Source organism: Enterococcus sp. 12F9_DIV0723 (assembly GCF_002174375.1).
Lineage (GTDB): Bacteria > Bacillota > Bacilli > Lactobacillales > Enterococcaceae > Enterococcus_A > Enterococcus_A gilvus.
Map to the genome: position 1 here is coordinate 176,523 of NZ_NIBK01000003.1, position 22,471 is coordinate 198,993.

General features: G+C 44.7%; 22 protein-coding genes. 19 read left to right on the top strand and 3 right to left on the bottom strand.

Annotated features, from left to right (window positions below; genetic code table 11):
* Positions 1-20: 20 nt before the first annotated feature.
* From A5868_RS18165 to A5868_RS18175, 3 genes are read left to right on the top strand one after another with little or no spacing between them, the layout of a single operon-like run.
* Entirely contained in the window at positions 21-833 is an 813-nt protein-coding gene (locus tag A5868_RS18165) for a PTS mannose/fructose/sorbose transporter subunit IIC (protein WP_086306367.1), read from the top strand.
* 27 nt (positions 834-860) lie between these two features.
* Positions 861-1,709, top strand: coding sequence for a mannose/fructose/sorbose PTS transporter subunit IID (locus A5868_RS18170; protein WP_176281415.1), 849 nt, complete (start codon positions 861-863; stop codon positions 1,707-1,709).
* Positions 1,710-1,736: 27 nt separating this feature from the next.
* Positions 1,737-2,963 (top strand): zinc-binding dehydrogenase, encoded by a 1,227-nt coding sequence (locus tag A5868_RS18175; RefSeq protein ID WP_086306369.1) that lies wholly within the window; start codon positions 1,737-1,739, stop codon positions 2,961-2,963.
* Between the two features lie 37 nt (positions 2,964-3,000).
* Here A5868_RS18175 and A5868_RS18180 read toward each other — a convergent pair whose 3' ends face one another.
* Together A5868_RS18180 and A5868_RS18185 are read right to left on the bottom strand one after the other, a co-directional pair.
* Positions 3,001-3,768: an alpha/beta hydrolase gene (locus tag A5868_RS18180; RefSeq protein ID WP_086306370.1), complete on the bottom strand. Its 768-nt coding sequence runs from the start codon at positions 3,766-3,768 to the stop codon at positions 3,001-3,003.
* A 93-nt stretch (positions 3,769-3,861) separates the two neighbouring features.
* Entirely contained in the window at positions 3,862-4,233 is a 372-nt protein-coding gene (locus tag A5868_RS18185) for a hypothetical protein (RefSeq protein WP_086306371.1), read from the bottom strand.
* A 152-nt stretch (positions 4,234-4,385) separates the two neighbouring features.
* On the opposite strand from A5868_RS18185, the gene A5868_RS18190 reads away from it, so the two are divergent.
* The 13 genes from A5868_RS18190 (at position 4,386) to A5868_RS18250 (ending at position 18,463) form a co-directional block, all read left to right on the top strand.
* Positions 4,386-5,447 carry a LacI family DNA-binding transcriptional regulator gene (locus tag A5868_RS18190; RefSeq protein ID WP_254908417.1) on the top strand — a complete coding sequence of 354 codons (1,062 nt, stop codon included), beginning with the start codon at positions 4,386-4,388 and terminating at the stop codon, positions 5,445-5,447.
* Positions 5,448-5,586: 139 nt separating this feature from the next.
* Positions 5,587-6,888: a pyrimidine-nucleoside phosphorylase gene (locus A5868_RS18195; RefSeq protein WP_086306372.1), complete on the top strand. Its 1,302-nt coding sequence runs from the start codon at positions 5,587-5,589 to the stop codon at positions 6,886-6,888.
* A gap of 65 nt (positions 6,889-6,953) precedes the next feature.
* Positions 6,954-7,616 carry a deoxyribose-phosphate aldolase gene (deoC, locus tag A5868_RS18200; protein WP_010779525.1) on the top strand — a complete coding sequence of 221 codons (663 nt, stop codon included), beginning with the start codon at positions 6,954-6,956 and terminating at the stop codon, positions 7,614-7,616.
* Positions 7,617-7,634: 18 nt separating this feature from the next.
* Complete coding sequence (locus A5868_RS18205) at positions 7,635-8,027, top strand: cytidine deaminase (RefSeq protein ID WP_010779526.1); 393 nt, start codon at positions 7,635-7,637, stop codon at positions 8,025-8,027.
* A gap of 60 nt (positions 8,028-8,087) precedes the next feature.
* On the top strand, positions 8,088-9,188 hold the full coding sequence (locus A5868_RS18210; RefSeq protein WP_086306373.1) for a BMP family lipoprotein: 1,101 nt from the start codon (positions 8,088-8,090) through the stop codon (positions 9,186-9,188).
* 199 nt (positions 9,189-9,387) lie between these two features.
* On the top strand, positions 9,388-10,923 hold the full coding sequence (locus A5868_RS18215; RefSeq protein WP_390888199.1) for an ABC transporter ATP-binding protein: 1,536 nt from the start codon (positions 9,388-9,390) through the stop codon (positions 10,921-10,923).
* On the top strand, positions 10,916-12,046 hold the full coding sequence (locus A5868_RS18220) for an ABC transporter permease (RefSeq protein ID WP_010779529.1): 1,131 nt from the start codon (positions 10,916-10,918) through the stop codon (positions 12,044-12,046). The genes A5868_RS18215 and A5868_RS18220 overlap by 8 nt, the downstream gene beginning before the upstream one ends.
* Entirely contained in the window at positions 12,046-12,999 is a 954-nt protein-coding gene (locus A5868_RS18225) for an ABC transporter permease (RefSeq protein ID WP_086306375.1), read from the top strand. The genes A5868_RS18220 and A5868_RS18225 overlap by 1 nt, the downstream gene beginning before the upstream one ends.
* Positions 13,000-13,479: 480 nt before the next feature.
* Positions 13,480-14,652 carry a phosphopentomutase gene (deoB, locus tag A5868_RS18230; RefSeq protein WP_086306376.1) on the top strand — a complete coding sequence of 391 codons (1,173 nt, stop codon included), beginning with the start codon at positions 13,480-13,482 and terminating at the stop codon, positions 14,650-14,652.
* Positions 14,653-14,677: 25 nt separating this feature from the next.
* On the top strand, positions 14,678-15,496 hold the full coding sequence (locus A5868_RS18235; protein ID WP_010779532.1) for a purine-nucleoside phosphorylase: 819 nt from the start codon (positions 14,678-14,680) through the stop codon (positions 15,494-15,496).
* 44 nt (positions 15,497-15,540) lie between these two features.
* Entirely contained in the window at positions 15,541-16,248 is a 708-nt protein-coding gene (gene deoD, locus A5868_RS18240; protein ID WP_086306377.1) for a purine-nucleoside phosphorylase, read from the top strand.
* A gap of 157 nt (positions 16,249-16,405) precedes the next feature.
* The gene (locus A5868_RS18245; RefSeq protein ID WP_086306378.1) at positions 16,406-17,140 is read left to right on the top strand and encodes an alpha/beta fold hydrolase; all 735 of its coding nucleotides are present in this window, start codon (positions 16,406-16,408) and stop codon (positions 17,138-17,140) included.
* Positions 17,141-17,275: 135 nt separating this feature from the next.
* Positions 17,276-18,463, top strand: coding sequence for an iron-containing alcohol dehydrogenase (locus A5868_RS18250; RefSeq protein WP_086306379.1), 1,188 nt, complete (start codon positions 17,276-17,278; stop codon positions 18,461-18,463).
* 23 nt (positions 18,464-18,486) lie between these two features.
* Here the strand turns inward: A5868_RS18250 and A5868_RS18255 are convergent, their stop codons facing one another.
* The gene (locus tag A5868_RS18255) at positions 18,487-19,506 is read right to left on the bottom strand and encodes an acyltransferase family protein (protein ID WP_010779536.1); all 1,020 of its coding nucleotides are present in this window, start codon (positions 19,504-19,506) and stop codon (positions 18,487-18,489) included.
* Between the two features lie 82 nt (positions 19,507-19,588).
* Between A5868_RS18255 and A5868_RS18260 the strand changes: the two genes are divergently transcribed.
* The 3 genes from A5868_RS18260 (at position 19,589) to A5868_RS18270 (ending at position 22,127) form a co-directional block, all read left to right on the top strand.
* Complete coding sequence (locus A5868_RS18260; protein WP_086306380.1) at positions 19,589-20,461, top strand: alpha/beta hydrolase fold domain-containing protein; 873 nt, start codon at positions 19,589-19,591, stop codon at positions 20,459-20,461.
* A gap of 31 nt (positions 20,462-20,492) precedes the next feature.
* The gene (locus A5868_RS18265; protein WP_086306381.1) at positions 20,493-21,107 is read left to right on the top strand and encodes a TVP38/TMEM64 family protein; all 615 of its coding nucleotides are present in this window, start codon (positions 20,493-20,495) and stop codon (positions 21,105-21,107) included.
* Between the two features lie 66 nt (positions 21,108-21,173).
* Positions 21,174-22,127, top strand: a complete 954-nt coding sequence (locus A5868_RS18270; protein WP_086306382.1) for a Gfo/Idh/MocA family protein — start codon at positions 21,174-21,176, stop codon at positions 22,125-22,127.
* Positions 22,128-22,471: the final 344 nt, after the last annotated feature.

The following is a 22,471-nucleotide window of genomic DNA, read 5'->3' on the forward strand; positions in this document are numbered from 1 at the left end:
AGTAAGAGGAGGACACAAAAATGGAATTATCAGCGTTACAGATTGTACTTATTTTTCTTTTTTCATGTGTGTGTGGGATGGGCAGTGTATTAGATGAATTTCAAACCCATCGGCCATTGATCGCCTGTACGATGGTGGGGTTGATCTTAGGCGATGTGACTACAGGGATCATCTTAGGCGGGACCTTGGAATTGATCGCACTAGGCTGGATGAATATCGGCGCGGCGCAATCACCAGATTCGGCGTTGGCAAGTGTGATCTCTACGATCTTGGTTGTGGTGGGCCAACAGGACATTCAATCGGGGATCGCGATCGCATTACCTGTTGCGGCAGCCGGGCAAGTACTGACAGTCATCGCACGGACGATCACGGTAGCTTTCCAGCATGCAGCGGATCGTGAAGCGGAAAAAGCGAATTTTAATAAAATCATTTTCCTGCATTTTAGTGCCTTATTCATCCAAGCTTTGCGGGTAGCGATCCCAGCCACGATCGTAGCAGCATTCGTTAGTGCGGAGATGGTCACGAATATGTTGAACATGATTCCAGATGTGATTACAGGCGGATTAGCGGTAGCCGGCGGATTTATCGTAGTAGTCGGATATGCGATGGTACTGAATATGATGAGCGTGGCGTACTTGATGCCATTCTTCTATCTAGGCTTTGTGATGGGCGGTTACTTAGAATTCAGTTTATTGGCCTTCGGGATCATTGGTTTGATCACAGCGTTAGTCTACGTGCAGCTAAATCCCAACTTTAAGAAAAATGAGGGTCAAGGCAATCAGATGGCGGCGGTCGTTGCTGGCGAATTGGCCGATGATGAATTAGAAGATTAAGGGGGCAGGAAAATGGAAAACACGTCAATGGTAGAAACAAAGAAAGATATTTATGCACAGTCGCAGTTAACGAGGAAAGATTTGATGACCACCTTTGTTTTTTCAAACTTTCAGCAAGCCTCCTTCAACTTTGAACGAATTCACGCGTTGGCTTTTTGTGTGGATATGATCCCAACGATTCGTCGCGTGTATAAGACAAAAGAAGAACAGTCGGAAGCTTTGAAACGACATTTAACATTTTTCAATACGACTCCGGCAGTGTGCGGACCGGTCATCGGTGTGACGATGGCGATGGAGGAAGCGCGGGCAAGCGGTGCGGACATTGATGATGGAACGATCAATAGTTTGAAGGTTGGATTGATGGGACCGCTGGCAGGTGTAGGCGATCCGTTGGTTTGGGGAACATTGCGACCGATCACGGCAGCGTTAGGTGCGTCCTTGGCATTGTCGGGAAATGCGATGGGACCGATTTTGTTCTTCGTGGCCTTCAATGCGATCCGTTTATCGATGAAATGGTTCGGTCTCACGTATGGCTTCAGCAAAGGAATGGATATCGTCAAAGACCTCTCCGGCAACTTGCTGCAAAAATTAACTGAGGGAGCGACGATTTTAGGATTGTTCATCATGGGTGTTTTAGTCACAAAATGGACAACGATCAACATTCCATTGGTGGTATCCAGAACACCTGGTTCAGGTGGCGAAACAGTTATTACAACGGTTCAGAATGTCTTGGATGATTTGGTGCCGGGATTGCCTGCATTAGGTTTGACGTTATTGATGATGTATTTATTGAAGAAAAAAGTCAGTCCGATCGTCTTGATCTTCGTGTTGTTTGCGGTCGGTATTCTTGGTTATTGGTTAGGGATTTTAGCTTAATTAGTCGTAATTTTAGGGGGAATAGCAGTGAAAACAAAAGCAGTGCGTTTATACGGTAAGAAAGATTTGCGCTTGGAGGAATTTGAATTACCTGAAATCAAAGAAAATGAAATTTTAGCATCTGTCATCACCGATAGTATTTGTATGTCAACATGGAAATTAGCGAACCAGGGTGCCGACCATAAAAAGGCGCCAAATAATCTTGCCGAAGAGCCAATTATTGTCGGTCATGAGTTTTGTGGCGAGCTGTTGGAAGTAGGCGGAAAATGGGCGCACAAATATAAAAAGGGTGAGCGCTATGTATTACAGGCAAATCTTCAATTACCGGATCGCCCAGATTGTCCCGGCTATTCGTATCCTTATACAGGCGGCGATGCCACCTATATCGTGATCTCAGAAGATGTGATGAATCAGGATTGTTTGATTCCATACAAAGGAGATACGTATTTTGAAGGATCGCTGATCGAGCCTTTGTCGTGTGTGATTGGTGCCTTTGAAGCGAATTATCATTTAAAAGAAGGCTCTTATGAACATAAGATGGGGATCAAAGAAGGCGGCAATCTATTGATCATGGGCGGAACAGGCCCAATGGGATTGTTGGCGATTGATTACGCATTGCACGGGCCGCTCAATCCGAAGAAGTTGGTCATTACAGATCGCGATCCTGAAAAATTGGCACGGGCTTCGAAGCTTTATCCGAGTCAAAAGGGCATTGAGGTTTCTTATGTGAATGTCGGCGATGTTGACGATCAGGTTAGTCTTTTGAAGGAAACGGTCGGCGGCGGATTTGATGATATTTTTGTCATGGTTCCAGTCGGTCCAGTCGTTAGTGACGCGGCTGCAATTCTGAATCCTGATGGGTGTCTGAATTTCTTTGCAGGGCCGCAGGACAAAGAATTTTCAGCGAATGTAAACTTTTATGACGTTCATTATTCATTTACACACTTTGTTGGGACCTCTGGCGGCAATACAGAAGATATGCGCAAAGCGGTGAAGCTGATCGAAAACAAGCAAGTCCACGTGGCAAATGTGGTGACACATATTTTAGGCTTAGATGCGGTGGGTGAAACCACGCTGAACCAGCCAGCAATCGGCGGCGGGAAAAAACTCGTTTACACCCATAAGCAATCAGAGTTGAAAAAAGTGTCAGACATCGATGAGCAATCAGATCTAGGGAAAATCTTAGCAGAGACAGACGGTATATGGAGTCAAAAAGCCGAAAATTATGTCTTAGAAAACTATCCAGAAATATAAAAACGACCGCAGAGAAATTAGTCTCTGCGGCGTTTTTTTATAGATTGTCTTTCAAAAATTGAATCGTTGATGAATAAGCGATATCCGCGTAGCCCTCGCCGTGTACGGTGCCAGTGATAAGTTTTACTTCACTTGGGACCCCATTTTCAGCCAATTGACTTTGTAATTTATATACGCCAGTCAGGGGCACTAATTCATGCAGGGAGTTAGCGAGGAAGAGTGGGCCGCTTTTATCCGAAACACGAGACAACGGATCTGCTTGTTTTAAAAGCGCTTCATCTTGGTTCACGTAATTTAAAACGAACCATTTATAAAAAGCATCGTTGGCACCGTCTTGGTCGATTTTTCCGCTGGCTTGTTTATCAAAGTCAGGCTTTTGGTTCATTGCGGCAACGACTTCGGGGTGTTGCTGCACCCAATCATAAAGATCGATGATGCCAGACCAAGAAGCCGCTGGAATCCCTCTTTGTAATGCCAATTCGATCGATAAGTTCCCGCCGGCTGAAGAGCCGAGTGCAGTGATTTTTCCTTTTACTGGATAATCGCTGGCAGCTAGCCAGTCATAGACAGCTAGTAAATCATCCATTGCAGCCGGAAAGATATGGTCTGGCGCTAAACGATAATTGGGTGCGACAACGAGAAACCCATCTGATACTAAACGTTCCGCCAACGCCGTTTCCTTTGATTTGTCTCCACGGAACCAGCCGCCTCCATGAATCAGAATAATCGCCGCTTCGATTGTTTCAGGCTCGTAAATGTCTAACGTTAATTGATTTTTATCATCATATACATAATCTTTGATCATAGTGTCTCGCTTCTTTTTCTTTTTTTTCTCGCAAAATAATAAATTTGATTTTAAGGGATTGATTTGACTAAGTTTTTAAATCGACTGCGTGTCCTAGACTAAATCATTCTCTTCTGTCGGCTGGGGCTGTAATTTTGCTAACGCCGCTAGCACCGTTAAGAAGTTATCGTGAGCTTCTTCGTAAGTCCCCATTTGATCGCCAAACTCTTGGTTAAAGCCTTCTAATCCGCCTTTCGCAAACGCATATTCATAGCGATAAACGGCATCATACGCTTTTGTAAACTGTTGCAGCAGCTCAGTTTGAGCATCTAATTGCAGTGCTAGCTGAATGACGCGAAAATCAGTATAGGCAAGCTCAAATTGAATCGCCCAAATACGAATGAAGTCATGCTGGTTTTTGATATGCAGAAAGTGATGCTCTGTCGTCCATTGTAGATTTTTGATTGCTCCTAAAACATCAAGCATTTTTCTCACCTGCCTTGAGAGTGGATCTATCCTTAATTTACGCTCTTTTTTTGAGACGGCAAGTAAGTCGTCTCGCAAATATGGTATACGCCAGATAGGCAGACTCGGCTCCTTCGGCTGGCGTTAATTTTGAAAAAGGCTTTCTTTCTAAAATTTCCTTTGCTACACTTAAAAAAAATACAGAGAGAAGGACTAGGATGAAGATCACCATCAAAGAAATTGCCGAATTAGCAGGCGTTTCAGTAACGACGGTGTCGCAGATCTTGAATAATAAGGGCAGTCGATTCAGTGAGCAGACACGAAAAAAAGTCCTTGCGATCGTCGAGGAATATCAATATAAACCGGATTTTTTTGCGGCCAATTTGATCAATCGTCATTCGAAAACGATTGGAATGATCGTGCCGGATGTGACAGACTTTTTCTTTTCAAAAGTGATCGAAGGGGTGGAAAGTTATCTAAATCCTTTAGGCTATATGATTATTTTATGTAATTCACGTCATGACAAAGAGCAAGAAAAACGGTATCTAAATGAGTTATCTCATCGTTCAGTAGACGGGATATTACTGGCTACACCCAATCATCTGGAAGACGAACATACACTGGGAAGCGATTTTTATCGCAAACACCCCATCGTGTTGATCGACCGGGGACTAAACGATCGCGACTGGGGGCAGCTTCTGGTGCAGGAGTATGCGGGAGCTCAGGACGTCCTAAGAATGTTGGTAGATAAAGGTCATCGGCATATTGGGATGCTGAAAGAGAGTGAAGGCTACTACCAATTAACAGAACGTGTCAAAGCGTACCGGCAAGTTGTTTATGAGTATCAGCTTCCTTTTGAGGAGAGCTATATTTGTTCAGGGGAGCTGACTATTTCTGGCGGGTATCATGCTGCAAAAGAAGTGTTAAAGAACAAAGAGATTACAGCGATATTTTGCGGAAATGACGAGATGGCGATCGGCTGTTACCAAGCAGTGTACGAAGCGGGATTGAAGATTCCTGAAGATATTTCAGTCGTTGGATTCGACGGCTTGGAAGTAAGTCAGTATATGGTGCCGCCGCTGACGACTGTTTTCCAGCCAAGTACGGAAATCGGCTTTTCTGCTGCTAAGTTTTTAGTCGATGCGATCAATTTCCCTTCTCAGCGAATTCCGAATAAAATCTTCCAAACTAAATTAATTATTCGTGAGAGTGTGAAAAGTGTAGGTCATAGTTGACAACGGGAGTAAGACCCGTTATAGTAACAATGGTAGCGCTGACAGAAAGCGCTACTTCGATAAGTAAACTGTTTTACTAAAGTGGTTTACCTTTCGCGATTTTATTGTATAATATCTTTTGAAGCTTGGAGGAAAACCTATGAGAATGGTAGATTTGATAGAGAAAAAGCGAGACGGAAAATCCCTATCAAAAGAAGAAATCGATTTTATTATTGACGGTTACACGGATGGCAGCATTCCAGATTATCAAATGAGTGCATTGTTGATGGCGATCTTTTATCAGGACATGACGGATGAAGAAATTTCTCACTTGACGTTGGCAATGGCGAATTCGGGTGACATCATTGATTTGTCTTCAATCGAAGGCATCAAAGTAGATAAGCATTCGACTGGCGGTGTCGGTGATACGACGACATTGGTTTTAGCACCACTTGTGGCAAGTGTCGGTGTTCCTGTAGCGAAAATGTCCGGACGAGGACTTGGTTTTACCGGCGGAACCTTAGATAAATTCGAATCGATCCCCGGCTTTAAAATTGAATTATCTGACCAAGAATTTATTGATATCGTAAATAAGAGCAAAGTTGCTGTAATTGGTCAGTCAGGCAATCTGGCTCCAGCAGACAAAAAGCTTTATGCGCTTCGAGATGTGACAGCGACGGTGGATTCGATCCCATTGATCGCAAGCTCGATCATGAGTAAAAAGATCGCGGCGGGTGCAGATGCGATCGTCTTAGATGTGACAACTGGCGATGGTGCCTTTATGAAGGACATTGACGATGCGAAGCGCCTGGCGAAAACGATGGTGCGGATCGGCAAACTTGCGGGCCGACAAACGATGGCAGTCATTTCAGATATGTCTGAACCGTTAGGCGAAGCCATTGGAAACAGCCTGGAGATCGTGGAGGCAATCGATACCTTAAAAGGCAACGGTCCAGCAGATCTAACAGAAATGTGCTATGTCTTAGGTAGCCAAATGGTCGTACTTGCTAAAAAAGCAGAGACTCTTGATGACGCGAGAGCTTTATTAGAAGAAGCACTACATTCAGGAAAAGCCTTAGAAAAATTCCGCGAGATGGTTAAAGATCAAGGTGGCGATCCATCTGTGATCGATCAAACGGAAAAAATCTTAACGGCGAAATACGACATCGAGTTACCGGCTGAAGCGAGCGGTTATGTAACCAAACTCGTGGCCAATGAGATCGGCATCGCAGCAATGCTGCTAGGTGCAGGGCGCAAAACAAAAGAAGATGATATCGATCATGCAGTAGGAATCAAGCTGCATAAAAAAATCGGAGACAAAATCGCTGAGGGGGACTCGTTACTAACGATTTATTCCAACTCAGAGGATATCGATCACGTAAAAGATTTACTTTATCAGAATATTTCTATCGGAGACACACCGGAAGAGCCTATTTTGATTCATGATGTAATTACAGAATAAATATTTAAAACATTTTTATAACAATAAAGAATATATTATAATAAATGGAAACGGGGAATTAAACAATGGAAATCAATCGAATGATCGACCATACAATTTTGAAAGCCGACGCAACAAAAGATGATGTCATGAAAATCATCGAGGAGGCAAAAAAATATCGTTTCTATTCTGTCTGCATCAATCCTACATGGGTAGCGCTTGGCGCGAAGGAGTTACAAGGTGAGCCCGTAGCTGTTTGTACAGTGATCGGATTCCCTCTAGGTGCAAATACGACAGAAGTAAAAGCATTCGAAGCAGCGAACGCTATTTCAAATGGTGCCGATGAAGTCGATATGGTCATCAATATCGGTGAGTTGAAAGCCGGTAATGTTGAGAAAGTTCAAAAGGATATTGAGGCAGTCGTTGCTGCGGCGAAGGACAAAGCGTTAGTCAAAGTCATCATTGAAACATCGTTATTGACGAATGAAGAGAAAGTGACAGCGTGTGAATTAGCGAAAGCAGCGGGAGCAGATTTTGTTAAAACGTCTACTGGATTTTCAACAGGCGGTGCGACAGTGGAAGATGTTCGCTTGATGCGCGAAACGGTAGGACCTGAAATGGGTGTCAAAGCTTCTGGCGGTATTCACAACGCGAAAGAAGCAGAAGCGATGATCGAAGCTGGAGCAACTCGTTTAGGTGCCAGCTCAGGTGTATCGATCATGAACGGACTTTCCGGTACGGGGTATTAAGATCGGAGGGTATAAACTATGAATAAAGAAGAATGGATCGACATTGCTGTCGAAGCACTCGACAAAGCGTATGTTCCGTATTCTCATTTTCCTGTAGGCGCGTGTCTCGTGACGAAGGAAGGCAAAACGTATCAAGGACTCAACATTGAAAATGCTTCTTACGGCTTATCAAATTGTGCAGAACGTACAGCCTTTTTCAAAGCTGTTTCAGAAGGCGAACGAGCATTCAGTCATTTAGTGATCGCGGGTCACACACCAGAACCAATCTCTCCATGCGGCGCTTGCCGTCAAGTTATGGCAGAGTTTTGCGACCCAGCGATGCCAGTAACCTTAGTCGGTGACAACGGTGTGATCAAAGAGACGACCGTTGAAGGATTACTGCCATACAGCTTCACGGACAAAGATTTATAAACCATGTTCATTCAGTCGCAGGACTGTTGAAAAAAAACATATTTAGGGGGCTTTACAGAAATGAAAAAAGCAAAATTATTTGGCCTAGGTACCGTGGCAATGGCAGCATTGCTAGCATTAGGAGCTTGCGGCGGAGGCGGCGGTTCAACGGATTCTTCAGGTGGAGGATCTGCGAATGAAGATGCAAAACACAGTGTTGCAATCGTAACAGACATTGGTGGGGTGGACGACCGTTCATTTAACCAAAGTGCTTGGGAAGGCCTTAAAGCTTGGGGCAAGGACCACGACATCAAGCGAGGAAATGGCGGCTACAACTACATCCAATCAAACGATGCTTCTGAATATGAACAAAACATTTCACAAGCTGTTACGAACGGATTCAAGACAGTCTTCGGGATTGGTTACTTATTAGCTGATCCAATCACAGCGGCAGCAGACCAAAATGCAGATACAAACTTTGTTATCATCGATTCAGTTATAGATGGAAAGAAAAATGTCGCTTCAGCAACATTTAAAGACCAAGAAGCAGCTTACCTAGCAGGTGTTGCAGCAGCTGAAACAACGAAATCAAACAAATTAGGTTTCGTCGGTGGTGAAGAAGGTGCCGTAATCGACCGCTTCCAAGCTGGTTTTGAAAAAGGTGTCGCAGATACTGCTAAAAAATTAGACAAAGAAATTTCTGTAGACGTTCAATATGCTGCGTCATTTGGTGATCCAGCCAAAGGTAAAGCCCTAGCAGCGAATATGTACAACGGTGGAGTAGATATCATTTATCATGCTTCAGGCGGTACTGGTCAAGGGGTCTTCTCAGAAGCGAAAGCACGTAACGAAAAAGCGGACGAAGCAGACAAAGTTTGGGTTATCGGTGTCGATAGCGACCAACAAAAAGAGGGCGAATACAAATCTAAAGACGGTAAAGACAGCAACTTCTGTTTAACTTCAACACTTAAAGGTGTAGGTGCAGCGGTTCAAGATATCTCTACTCGTGCGTTAGAAGACAAATTCCCTGGCGGCGAACACTTAACTTATGGTTTGAAAGACGGCGGTGTTTCTCTAACTGACGGATTCCTTTCAGACGAAGCAAAAGAAGCTGTGAAAGAAGCGAAAGATAAAGTTTCTGACGGCGACATCAAAGTTCCAGAAACTCCTGAGAAAAAATAATTCAGGTGTGACCATAGTCTCCATCCACGTGAGGCTATGGTCCTCTTTTAAAAAAAGGACCTTTCTTTTTTTATCCAAGTTACAGCGGGTGCTTGATTTGGATAAGGGAAGAACGCCCTTTAACGTTGCAATGTTTTGTCAGGTTTAGAAAGCGATAGGATGTGAAAAGAAAGTGACAGAAGAACAAAATGTCATTGAGATGCGCAATATCACCAAGCAGTTTGGCACATTTAAAGCAAATGACAACATCAATTTACAGGTTCGAAAAGGAGAGATCCATGCTCTTTTAGGTGAAAATGGTGCCGGTAAATCGACGCTGATGAATGTTTTGTCAGGGTTATTACAACCAACTTCTGGTGAGATTTTGATGGATGGTCAAAAGGTCGATATCTCAAGTCCAACTAGAGCCAATCAATTAGGGATCGGAATGGTCCATCAGCATTTCATGTTAGTTGATGCCTTTACCGTTACAGAAAACATTATTTTAGGCAGTGAGCCAAAGAAAAACGGCATGCTGGACCAAAAGAAAGCAAAAGCTGAGATCGTGCGCTTATCTGAAGAGTACGGCTTAAAGGTCGATCCAGATGCGTACATCCGTGATATCTCAGTAGGGATGCAGCAACGGGTAGAAATTTTGAAAACCTTGTATCGAGGCGCGAATGTTCTGATTTTCGATGAACCGACCGCTGTATTGACACCGCAAGAAATCGATGAATTGATTGCAATTATGGAAGGGCTGATCAAAGAAGGCAAATCCATCATTTTGATCACGCACAAACTAGATGAAATTAAAAAGGTAGCGGATCGTTGTTCAGTTATCCGTCGCGGACAGTACATCGGGACCGTTGACGTGAAAGATGTGAGTTCTCAGCAGTTGGCAGATATGATGGTAGGACGTTCTGTTTCATTTAAAACAGATAAAGTACCTGCTGTGCCAGGTGAAGTCGTTCTAACGGTCAAAGACCTAGTCGTGAAGGAAAGCCGCGGACTGGAAGCTGTTAAGAGCTTGTCCCTGGATGTTCATCGCGGGGAAGTTGTAGGGATCGCCGGAATCGATGGCAACGGACAAACAGAATTGATCCAAGCGTTAACGGGGTTGCGCAAAGTCGAAAGCGGGACTGTGACGATCTGCGGAAAAGATGTGACAGGCAAAGCGCCTCGTCATATTACGGAAACAGGCGTCGGGCATGTACCGGAAGACCGTCATAAATATGGACTGATCTTACCTTTGCCGCTCTCAGAAAATATTGCCTTGCAATCGTATTACCATGCGCCGTTTAGTAAAAACGGAATTTTGAATTATGGGGAGATCGATCGTTATGCCAAACGATTGATTGAAGAATACGATGTACGGACGACGGGTGAAAAAGCGCCTGCTGCATCACTTTCAGGTGGGAACCAGCAAAAAGCGATCATCGCTCGTGAAGTCGATCGTGATCCAGATCTGCTGATCGTATCACAGCCGACTCGCGGACTTGACGTAGGTGCGATCGAATATATCCATAGGCGTTTAGTAGAGCAGCGCGACAAACAAAAAGGTGTGCTGCTGGTAAGTTTTGAATTAGATGAAATTTTGAATGTCTCTGACCGTATCGCGGTTATTCACGCTGGCGAGATCGTTGGGATCGTTGATCCGAAAGAAACTTCTGAAAATGAGCTGGGGCTATTGATGGCCGGCTATAGTTTGGAAGAAGCGCGAGCAGAATTAGCAAAGGCTGGTGAGACAAATGAATGATCGTTCAGAAAAAATTAGAAATATATTAGTACCGATTATCTCAGTTATTCTAGGATTTGTTCTTGGTGCTATTTTGATGTTAGTGTTCGGATTCAATCCGATCGAAGGATACAATGCCATGTTCAGCTCGGCATTCCAAAGTAAAATGTCCTTTGGAGAAATTTTAGTGGGTGCCGGACCGTTGATCTTTACGGCGTTAGGCTTCTCTGTAGCCAACTCAGCGGGTTTCTTCAATATCGGGCTTTCTGGTCAAGCGCTTTGCGGTTGGGTAGCAAGTATCTGGGTGGCGCTTAGCATGCCGGATTCACCGAAGTTTATCGTTTTACCTATTGCAATTATTGTTGGTGCATTAGCAGGTGCTGGTGCCGCTGCGATCCCTGGGGTGCTGCGGGCATTCTTTGGAACCAGTGAAGTTATCGTTACGATCATGATGAACTACGTGATTCTTTATGTAGCCAATCATATCGTCAACCACGTGATGTCACCAGATATCATCTCAAACAAAGGGGTCACTAAAGCAGTTGGCTTGAATGCCTCTTTAAGAGAACCTTGGCTGACCAATTTGTTTGGCGGCTCACGGGTCAATCTTGGGATCGTCTTAGCGTTAGTATTCCTAGTAGTCGTATGGTTCTTAATGAAACGCACGACATTAGGGTTTGAGATTCGTTCCGTTGGGTTGAATCCTTTTGCCTCTGAATATGCAGGAATGAGCAGCAAACGGACGATCGTGATCTCGATGATCATCTCAGGTGCCTTAGCAGGGCTTGGTGGGGTCGTTTATGGATTAGGAACCTTCATGAATTACTTTGTTCAAGGTTCTTCGATCAGTATCGGGTTTGACGGGATGGCCGTCTCACTGTTAGGAAATGGCAGCTCGATCGGGATTTTATTATCCGCGTTATTGTTCAGTATCTTAAAACTTGGAGGACAAGGAATGCAGTTCTCAGGTATTCCTAGCGAATTAGCCAACAGTGTGATTCCATTGATCATCTTCTTCGTCGCAATCAACTACATCGTACGTGTCGGACTTGCGAAAGTAATGGGCGGCAAGAAAGAAGTTGAAACGGTCAAAGAAGTGGAAAGTGCTCCGAATGACGAATCTGAAAAAGGGGGCAAAGTCTAATGAATATGGATTTATTAGCATCGATTATTGCTCAGACACTTGTGTATTCTGCGCCATTGATCTTGACCGCACTTGGCGGGGTCTTTTCTGAACGAAGCGGGATCGTAAACGTTGGTTTGGAAGGAATCATGGTAGCTGGTGCCTTTAGTTCAGTTGTCTTTAACTTAGCTTTTGCGGATCAATTTGGCGGGATGACACCTTGGTTGGGTGTGCTGGTCGGTGGACTGGCTGGGATGGCCTTCTCACTGCTGCATGCAGTGGCGACAGTCAATTTCCGGGCGGATCATATCATCAGCGGAACCGTAATGAATTTACTGGCTCCTCCATTGGCGATCTTCTTGATCAAAGTTATTTATGGAAAAGGTCAAACAGATACGATCCAACAGCAATTTGGTTACTTTGACTTTCCAGTATTAAGCAAAATCCCGATCATCGGAGATTTGTTCTTCAGAAATACTAGTTTACCAGCGTACTTTGCGATTTTAGTCGCTGTGATCTCTTGGTTTGTCATCTTTAAAACACGTTTTGGTCTGCGTCTGCGCTCTGTTGGGGAAAACCCGCAAGCAGCAGATACATTGGGGATCAATGTTTACGCGTTACGTTATTCAGGTGTTTTACTTTCTGGATTCTTAGGCGGTATGGGCGGTGCTGTTTTCGCACAATCAATCGCTGGACGTTTCGCAGCAACAACGATCGCTGGACAAGGATTTATCTCATTGGCAGCGATGATCTTTGGTAAATGGAACCCGCTTGGTGCGATGGGAGCTGCGATCTTCTTCGGATTTGCGCAAAACCTAAGTATCGCCGGATCAAACTTACCGATCATCTCACAAATCCCGGATGTGTATCTACAATCAGCACCATACGTATTGACCATCATCGTACTGGTTATCTTCTTAGGAAAATCAGCCGCACCAAAAGCCGATGGCGTCAATTACATCAAATCAAAATAATTCTTTCGTTTTCAAAGGGTGGGGCTATGGGACAATGTTCTTAGCACGCCCTTTTGTGCGAGTTCCACTTCACGCTTCAGCGTGATTAGTGGAATCGTATGCGCGGTGAGAATAAAACTAACTTTTTCAGTTTTGGAAAAAGTTAATCCTTTAATACGAATTAGCTGCGAATCAAATGTTCAGATGTACTAGGGTAGCGGAATCGTATGCGTACGAAGATAAAATCATTTTTTGCGGTTTTCGAAAAATGAATTCACTAAAAATGAGCTAGCTGCCAGTCCTAATCTAAACTTTAGTACGTTCGCGGAATCTTGGGTAAACGGATTTTTTTCCGACAATGGCTTTCAGTTTACGGAATTCCAGGAACCCAATATACTGGGACTGAGCCGTAATTTTTAACAATAAAGTACTTTGGTTAAATTTATGAGTAAGATTTGTCTTACTTATTTAGCTATAAATCAATAGAAAGAGGGAATAGAAATGTTTAAGCGCATTCACTTAGTCGTAATGGATTCAGTCGGTATCGGAGAAGCACCAGATGCTGAAAAATTTGGAGACGTTGGTTCAGATACATTAGGTCACATTGCTGAAGAAGCGGGATTGAATATTCCACATTTGGAACAGCTTGGACTTGGGACGATCCGTCCATTAAAAGGTGTCAAAGATGTTCCAGAGCATGATGGCTATGCAACCAAATTTGAAGAAGTTTCAGTAGGAAAAGACACCATGACGGGGCATTGGGAAATTGCTGGTTTGAACATCCAAACACCTTTCCGTGTCTTTCCAGAAGGCTTCCCGCAAGAATTGCTGGATAAAATCTCTGAATTTTCTGGTCGCGGTATTATCATGGGTGCCAACAAGCCGTATAGCGGGACAGAAGTAATCAATGACTTCGGGGAAGAACAAATGAAGACGGGTGATTTGATTATCTACACGTCTGCGGACCCGGTATTGCAGATCGCGGCACACGAAGAAATCATCCCATTGGAAGAATTGTACAAAATTTGTCAGTATGTTCGTGATATTACCAAAGATGATCCTTACATGATCGGCCGTATTATTGCGCGTCCTTATCTAGGCGAACCAGGCAACTTCACTCGTACTAGCAATCGCCATGACTATGCCCTTGATCCATTTGGCAAAACAGTGTTGGATTCATTGAAGGACAACGGCAAAGACGTCATCGCAGTTGGTAAGATCAACGATATCTTTAACGGGCAAGGAATCACTGATGCGGTTCGTACTAAGAGCAACATGGACGGCGTCGACAAATTGTTAGACGTAATGAAGAATGATTTCACTGGCTTGAGCTTCACGAACCTAGTTGATTTCGATGCCTTGTTCGGTCATCGTCGGGATGTGGTGGGCTATGCCCATGCCATCGAAGAGTTTGATTTACGGATTCCAGAAATTTTAGAGGCGATGCAAGAGGATGACTTATTGATGATCACTGCCGATCACGGAAATGATCCAACCTTTAAAGGAACCGATCATACGCGTGAATATGTACCGTTCTTGGTTTATAGCAAGCAAATGGCGGAACAAGGGAAATTGCCGCAGGGCTATTATTCAGACATTGCTGCGACGATCGCGGAAAACTTTGATGTGCCGGCAACTGAAAATGGCGAAAGTTTCTTAAAATTATTGAAATAAAAAATTATCTATAAAGGAGCCTTTTATGACAGACTTACAAGACAAAATTCAACAGACTGCGAATTATATCCAGGACAAAGGAGTGGCCGATGTGGCTTTTGGCTTGATCTTAGGATCAGGACTTGGAGAATTAGCAGAAGAAATCGAAAACCCTGTAGTGATTCCTTACAATGAGATCCCGCATTTCCCTGTGTCAACCGTTGTTGGTCATGCTGGACAATTGGTCTACGGAAAATTGGCTGGTAAACAGGTGTTGGCGATGCAAGGTCGCTTCCATTATTATGAAGGAAATACGATGGAGACTGTTACGTATCCGGTACGTGTGATGGCGGCTTTGGGGATTCACTCAGTCGTTGTGACAAACGCAGCCGGCGGAGTGAACGAAGGCTTCCAACCTGGCAACTTGATGCTGATCACAGACCACATCAACTTCATGGGAACCAATCCGTTGATCGGACCAAACGATGACAACATGGGACCACGCTTCCCAGATATGAGTGCGGCCTACACGAAAGAATACCAAGAAAAAGCCCGTGAAGTTGCTGGTAAATTAGCAATTGATCTACAAGAAGGCGTCTATCTTGGGATGACAGGTCCAACGTATGAAACACCTGCGGAAATTCGGATGGCTCGCACGATCGGCGCAGATGCAGTGGGCATGTCGACGGTACCGGAAGTCATCGTAGCAGCTCATAGCGGCATGAAGGTCTTAGGCGTTTCATGTATCACGAACTTGGCTGCCGGCATGCAAGCCAACTTGAACCACGCAGAAGTTGTGGAAACCACGGAACGGGTGAAAGAAGACTTTAAGAAACTGATCAAAGAAACGTTAGCAGTTTTGTAGAAAAGGGATTAAAATAACCACTAAAATGAAATGGGAGGAATACAATGAGCGTTCATATCGAGGCGAAACAAGGTGAGATCGCAGACAAAATTTTACTGCCGGGAGATCCGTTGCGGGCAAAATTTATTGCGGAGAATTTTTTGGAAGATGCAAAATGCTATAACAACGTGCGAGGCATGTTAGGCTACACAGGAACCTATAAAGGGGAACGTGTCTCTGTTCAAGGTACGGGAATGGGGATGCCCTCTGCCGGAATCTACGCACAAGAATTGATCCAATCGTACGGGGTGAAAAAATTGATTCGTGTAGGAACTTGCGGCGCATTATCTAAAGATGTTCATGTGCGTGACTTGATCATTGCGCAAGGGGCTGTCACTAGCTCTTCAATGGTAGAAAAGCATTTCCCAGGCTTCCATTTTGCGCCGATTTGCGATTTTGATTTGATGATGAAGGCTTACGAAGTGGCGAAGGAAAAAGGCTTTACGACGCATGTTGGTAACGTATTGTCAGAAGACACCTTCTACAAAGATGACTTGGCGCCAACGTTCAACTTAGCAGAATACGGCGTGATGGGTGTCGAAATGGAAGCAGCGATCTTGTATTACTTAGGCGCGAAATTCCATGTACAAACATTAGGGATCATGACCGTCAGCGACCACATGGTGACAGGCGAGGAAACCACGTCTGAAGAACGCCAAAATACATTTAAAGACATGATGTATGTAGGTCTGGAAACACTGATCGCAAAATAAACAAGTAAGTGCCGTCCTTCAATTGCGAGGGACGGCTTTTTTTCTCTCCTGATTTGCGGAGTTTTCGTGATAGAAAGGGAATGAAGCGTGTATGTCGGAAAAAATCATGGATTGTTGGGTATAATAGAAACAAATAGTTAACTACTGGAGGTCAAAAATGAAAGTTGTTGTACGTAAGCGGACGGTAGGAAACATCCCCTTGCTTGAGGTCGTCGCGGAAGATAAAATTTATGAACCGTTGCCGCTGATCATTTATTACCACGGGTGGCAAACGGCTAAGGAACTGGTGCTGACACAAGGCCGCAAATTGGCCGCGCAGCAGTTTCGCGTATTGCTGCCGGATGCGGCGAACCATGGAGAACGGAAGACAAAAAATTCGGAGATTCCTTCTCTCACTTTTTGGGACAGTATCCAAACGAACTTATATGAATTTGGGTATCTCGTTGATTACTTTGAAAATCTTGGACTGGTGATGGGAAAAATCGGTGTCGGCGGGATCTCGATGGGTGGGATCACCACGTGTATGCTCTTGACGCAGCATCCTGAAATCAACGTGGCGGCTTGCGTGATGGGTTCTCCTGCACCGATCAAGTATCGTGAACGAATCGCTAGGCACGCGGGTGAGCTCGGGTTCTATTTACCCAAGGATTATCGTCAGCTAACCTCTTGGCTGGAAGGGTATGATCTGTCTTTAGCGCCGGATAAGGTCGCGGGTCGCCCGGTATTCTTTTGGCATGGCACGGAGGACGAAAAAGTTCCCTATGAGCATACGGCTGATTTTATTGAAGCCAACCTTCAGGACAACCTCACTTTTATCAGCGCAGAGGAACGCCATTTTGTCCAGATTGCTACGATGGATCAGATCGCCGCGTTTTTCGCGGAAAATTTATAGAGCGTACGCGTCAATGAGTGGGTGACGCCTATCAATAAAAATCGAAGACGAAACGGCAAAATTGAGGGAAGATAGTTTCATTCTGAAAAATTTTGGTTTATGCTAATTGGATAGAAATGAACAGGGGGAATGATCATGGAAAATTTTGATTTTCACGTTACAACAGATATTCGTTTTGGGAAAGATCGTCTGGCAGAATTGCCAGAGGTGCTGAACAACTATGGCAAGCGCGTGCTGCTCGTTTATGGCGGCGGCAGTATCAAAAAAATCGGGTTGTACGATAAGGTGATGGACCAATTAAAGGCAAACGGCAACGAAGTCTTTGAGCTTTCAGGTGTCGAACCGAATCCGCGGATCGAAACCGTTCGTCGTGGGGCAGAGATCTGTCGTAAGGAAACTGTCGATGTCATCTTGGCAGTTGGCGGGGGCTCCACGATCGATTGTGCGAAGGTCGTCGCAGCGGCGACAAAATTTGACGGAGATGCTTGGGATCTTGTCTTACAACGCCGGAAATATCAAGGTGGTGCCTTGCCGTTAGTGACGATCTTGACGCTTGCTGCAACAGGTAGTGAAATGAACAGCGGTGCGGTGATCTCTAATCTGGAGACCCATCAAAAATTAGGGACGGGAAGCAAAGCGATGCTGCCGAAGGTCTCTTTCTTAGACCCGCAAAATACCTTTAGTGTAAACACGTATCAAACAGCGGCAGGCTCTGCGGATATCATGAGCCACTTGATCGAAAATTATTTCAAGCGGACAGAAGGAACCGATGTGCAGGATTCTGTGTCCGAAGGCTTGATGCGTTCTGTGATCAAAAACTGTCCGATCGCCTTGAAGTATCCCGAGGATTATGATGCCCGTGCGAACTTGATGTGGGCAAGTACCTTAGCGTTGAACGGCTTGACTGGAAACGGCAAACCGGGTGCGTGGTCGTGTCATCCGATGGAACATGAATTGAGTGCGTTCTATGACATTACTCATGGTGTGGGCCTTGCGATCTTGACACCGCGCTGGATGGAATACGCGCTGAACGATGAAACGGTAGATACGTTTGCGAACTTTGCGTGGAATGTTTGGAACGTGGAAGAAAAAGTACCGATGCTGGCTGCACGAATCGGTATCCAAAAATTATACGATTACTTCAAGGCTTGCGGTATTCCAATGACGCTGCCGGAAGTGGGGATCGATGATGAAAAATTCGACGAGATGGCGAAACAAGCGGTGGCCCACAGTATGATCAAAACCGATGCGTTCGTTCCATTAGATGAAGCCGCGGTAAAAGAAATCTATACCGCTTGCTTAACAGAAAGCAGCTTTGAATAGAATGGGAATAGAAAAACGGCGACTCAGGACGAGTCGCCGTTTTTATCTGGTTTATTGGGCATGATAAAATGCAAAATACGTGCGATTGTTTGTTGCAGTGTCGTCGTTACTTTTGGTCGAGAGAGGACATAGAGGATCAAGAGTGTCCCGGCGACTAATAAGATCAGGTGCAGCAGCGGGTCTTTCACGTATTGTGTGAATTCCACAAGGGGGGCCACCAGATAGACATGCAGTAAATAAATCGTTAATGTTTTTTGTCCCCACGATGTGAAGAAATGGGGCCGTGGTGCGGCAAGGCTCAAAAAGACGAACACAAACGCAAAGCCGACTAAGTAGAGCAGCACGTTATTCAAAATATTTTGGTAAAGCGGCAGCTTAAATAGTAAGAAGGAGCGGTCGCGCCATAATATTTCAGGGGGCAGATCAGTCTGTACCCAGAAGAAGGCGATCCCTAGTCCAGCTAAAATGATGCCGATGCTGATATACTTACGCCAACGGATACGGTGTGCCCTTTCCAATAAGGAGCGATCCATGAAATAACCTGCCAAGAAGTAAGGCAGAAAGCCAAGGGTTCGTGCCATCGCCATATACGTGCCGAATTCACTTAAAAAGCCAGAGAAAATACCAACAATAAAACTTAAAATTAAGATTCGTCGAACTTTTACGAGGTCTGGTAGCAATAGGCGCCAGATGAACATACAATATAAGTACCATAGAGTCCAACCGGGGCTCAAGATCATGAATTCGTTGATTTTACCAAGGGCCAGCATGATCAATGACAGGACCATATTCAACAGAAGATAAGGGACGAGAAATGTCTCGACGGCTGTCGAACGCCCTTTGGCTAAATTTTTAGAGAAATAACCAGAAATAAAGATAAAAACAGGCATATGGAACAGGTAGATGAAGACGTAAATAAATTCACCAACCTTGTTATCTAAACGAAAATATTCTAACGCGTGTCCCAAGACCACGAGTAAAATCAATATGCCGCGAATATTATCATAAAGGTATTCGCGATTCGGCTTTGTGATTGTGGACACCTCCTCCAGATTCCGTTATGCTAAAGAAACAAACAATGACGGTCTACCCGTCTATTGTAGCACGAAAAGGAGGAGACCGGCGATGCGCTACTCAGCGAAATTCGTAAAAAATGTGTTTAAAGTGATCAACATGAAAAAGTTAGTAGGGATCAATATGGTGGCGCCACCGAAGCGGCGCGGCTTGATCAGTCGTCAATTGTCCCAAACGGATATTCCGCAAAAAGACTCGACGATCGATGGGCATCAATTGATCACGTTGTTTCCTAGCCACCCGACAAAGCGGCACGTCTTTTATCTGCATGGAGGCGGGTATGCGTTGGAAGCCTCACCTTTCCATAAAGAGATCCAAGAGCGTTTTGTGAAACGCTATAATTTAAAAGTAAGTTATTTTGATTACCCGTTGGCGCCTGAAAACACCGCAGAAAAAACGGTTCCGCTGACGGAAAAGGCCTTTAAAAAATTAACGTATTTATACCCAGACGATTCTTTCTTCCTATTTGGTGATTCTGCCGGGGGCGGATTGGCGATGAGTTTGGCGCAGCATTTGCACAATATCGATTTGCCGAAGCGGCCGAAAAAAATGGCCTTGGCTTCTCCGTGGCTGGATGCGTCACTTAGTGATCCTCGCTCAGATGAATTGCAGGAAAAAGATGTGTTGCTGGAAAAAGATTTATTGGCAGAAGCCGGTGAGAATTATGCGGGCGAATTGCCGCTGACTGATCCAATGGTATCACCGATTTTTGGGAATTTTGATGACTTAGGCGAATTGCTCGTCGTCGCCGGTACGGATGAGATTCTGTATCCAGATGTTTTGCGTTTGCAAGATCGAATCAAGCGTAGTGAAGGCACAACGATGCGGCTGGAAGTCGTGGAGGGCATGATGCATGATTTTGTCGTTTATCCATTAAAGGAATCGCTCCCGTACGTGGACCAAATCGGAGAATTTTACCAATAGTGATCAGAAAATGATAAGAAGGAGGGGAAGGATGACTCAACATTCACGTCCCCGCGCGCCTTGGCAGCAGAAAGTGATTCAATTTTTGCCTGTTGTCGGGTTAGCAGCGTTTATTATTCTTTTGATTTATATCAGACGCTCCGGCATGTTCAGCTCGATCGCTGATTTGCAGCAGTTTATTAAAAACTTTGGGAGTTTTGCGATCACAGCATTTATTGTTGTGCAGGCAATCCAGCCGATCATTCCCTTCATTCCAGGAGGGGTCGCGACGATCGTCGGAATGCTGATGTTCGGGAATATCCCTGGGATCTTTTACAGTTACATTGGGCTGGTTATCGGAGAAGTGGGGCTGTTTTTACTCGCTCGTCGTTTCGGCCCGAAGTTTGCTCGGTTGGTGTTGTCTGAAAAAAATTACGCTAAATTTGAAGCAACATTGCAGGATCACACACAGGATATCAAACGGTTGCTGATCGTTTGTTTTATCTTTCCATTTCTGCCCGATGATTTGATTTGTCTAGTTGCAGGGATGACAGAATTGTCCTTTAGAGACTATTTGCGGATCGTCTTGCTCTTTAAATTATGGTCAGTGGCTTCTTATGGCTATGTTTGTCTCTTTGTTTTAGACAAAACCTTTGCAAAATTTTAGAATAGGAACAAGAGAAGAACTGGTTTGTTTAAATCAGTTTTTTCATTTTGATAGGAGGAAGAGAAAATGATTCGTTATGGTATTTTGAGTACCGCTCAAGTAGTTCCTCGGTTTGTGGCAGGCGTAAAGGAAAGCGAAGACGGCATCGTCACTGCGATCGCTTCACGAGGCATTGAAAAGGCGCAAAAGATGGCACAAGAATTGGCGATACCACATGCGTTTGGGAGCTATGAAGAATTGTGTCAAAGTTCAGAGGTCGATATCGTTTACGTGGCGGTCTATAACAAAGGGCATTATGAAGCGGCAAAGCTGGCGTTGCTAAACAATAAACATGTGCTGCTGGAAAAACCTTTTACGATGACATTGGCGCAAGCAGAGGAATTGTTTGCATTGGCGGAAGAGCGCGGGCTGTTTTTGATGGAAGCACAAAAAGCGTTGTTCCTGCCGATCACGGATCAAGTCCAACAGGCGATCGAAGAGGACAAAATCGGCGCGGTCCGGTGGCTGGATTCTGTCACAGCGTACCCGAACATCGACCACATCTCGTGGTTCCGTGATTTAAGCGCGGGCGGCGGGGTATTTCGCGGTGCGGGGACCTATCCATTAGAATATATGCAGCATCTGTTGCTGTCGGGACCTGAGGACTATAAGGGCACGCTGACATTTCCTGAAGGGCAATCCGATGCGCAGGCGCAAGTTACGCTGCGTTTTCCAAATGGGGTCATCGGGACGATCTTTTTAACGGTTGATCTGGACTTGCCGAAACGAATGATTATTTACGGAGAAAAAGGGAGAATCATTATCCCTGATTTTTGGAAGACGGACACGGCTGAGATCCAGTATGGCACGGGACTGACAGAAACACTTCATAGTGAACAAGCGAGTGAATTTGTCTTTGAAGTGAATCATGTCAATGAATGTCTGCGACAAGGACGGTTGGAAAGTCCGATCGTCACCAAGGCATTGACGTTGAAAACAGTGGCGATCACAGAATCAATTTATAAGAACGACGAAAAATGATTGTCAAAGGCTAAGCGAGTGTGCTATAGTGTGTCTCATGCGACGAGTCGAGCGGATCTGAAATTTTGATCCTTCGATACCAGAGGCACATGACACACGTCACCTGTCGGATTTCAGGCGTGTCGGAAAGAAGCTTAGTGGACGAAGAACCTTTCTATCAATTTATTGGTACTGGGAAAACCCCTCTTAGAATTTATTCTGAGAGGGGTTTTTGTAATGCTCAGTTTTTTTATCAGCGATCTGTGCAGGGCTGTTACAGGGCAGGTCGCAATCATTTGATTCCTCAGATATCTTCACTTATAATAGCATCTGTTATTAAAGTCCTTGGATGAACGAGTAGTTAC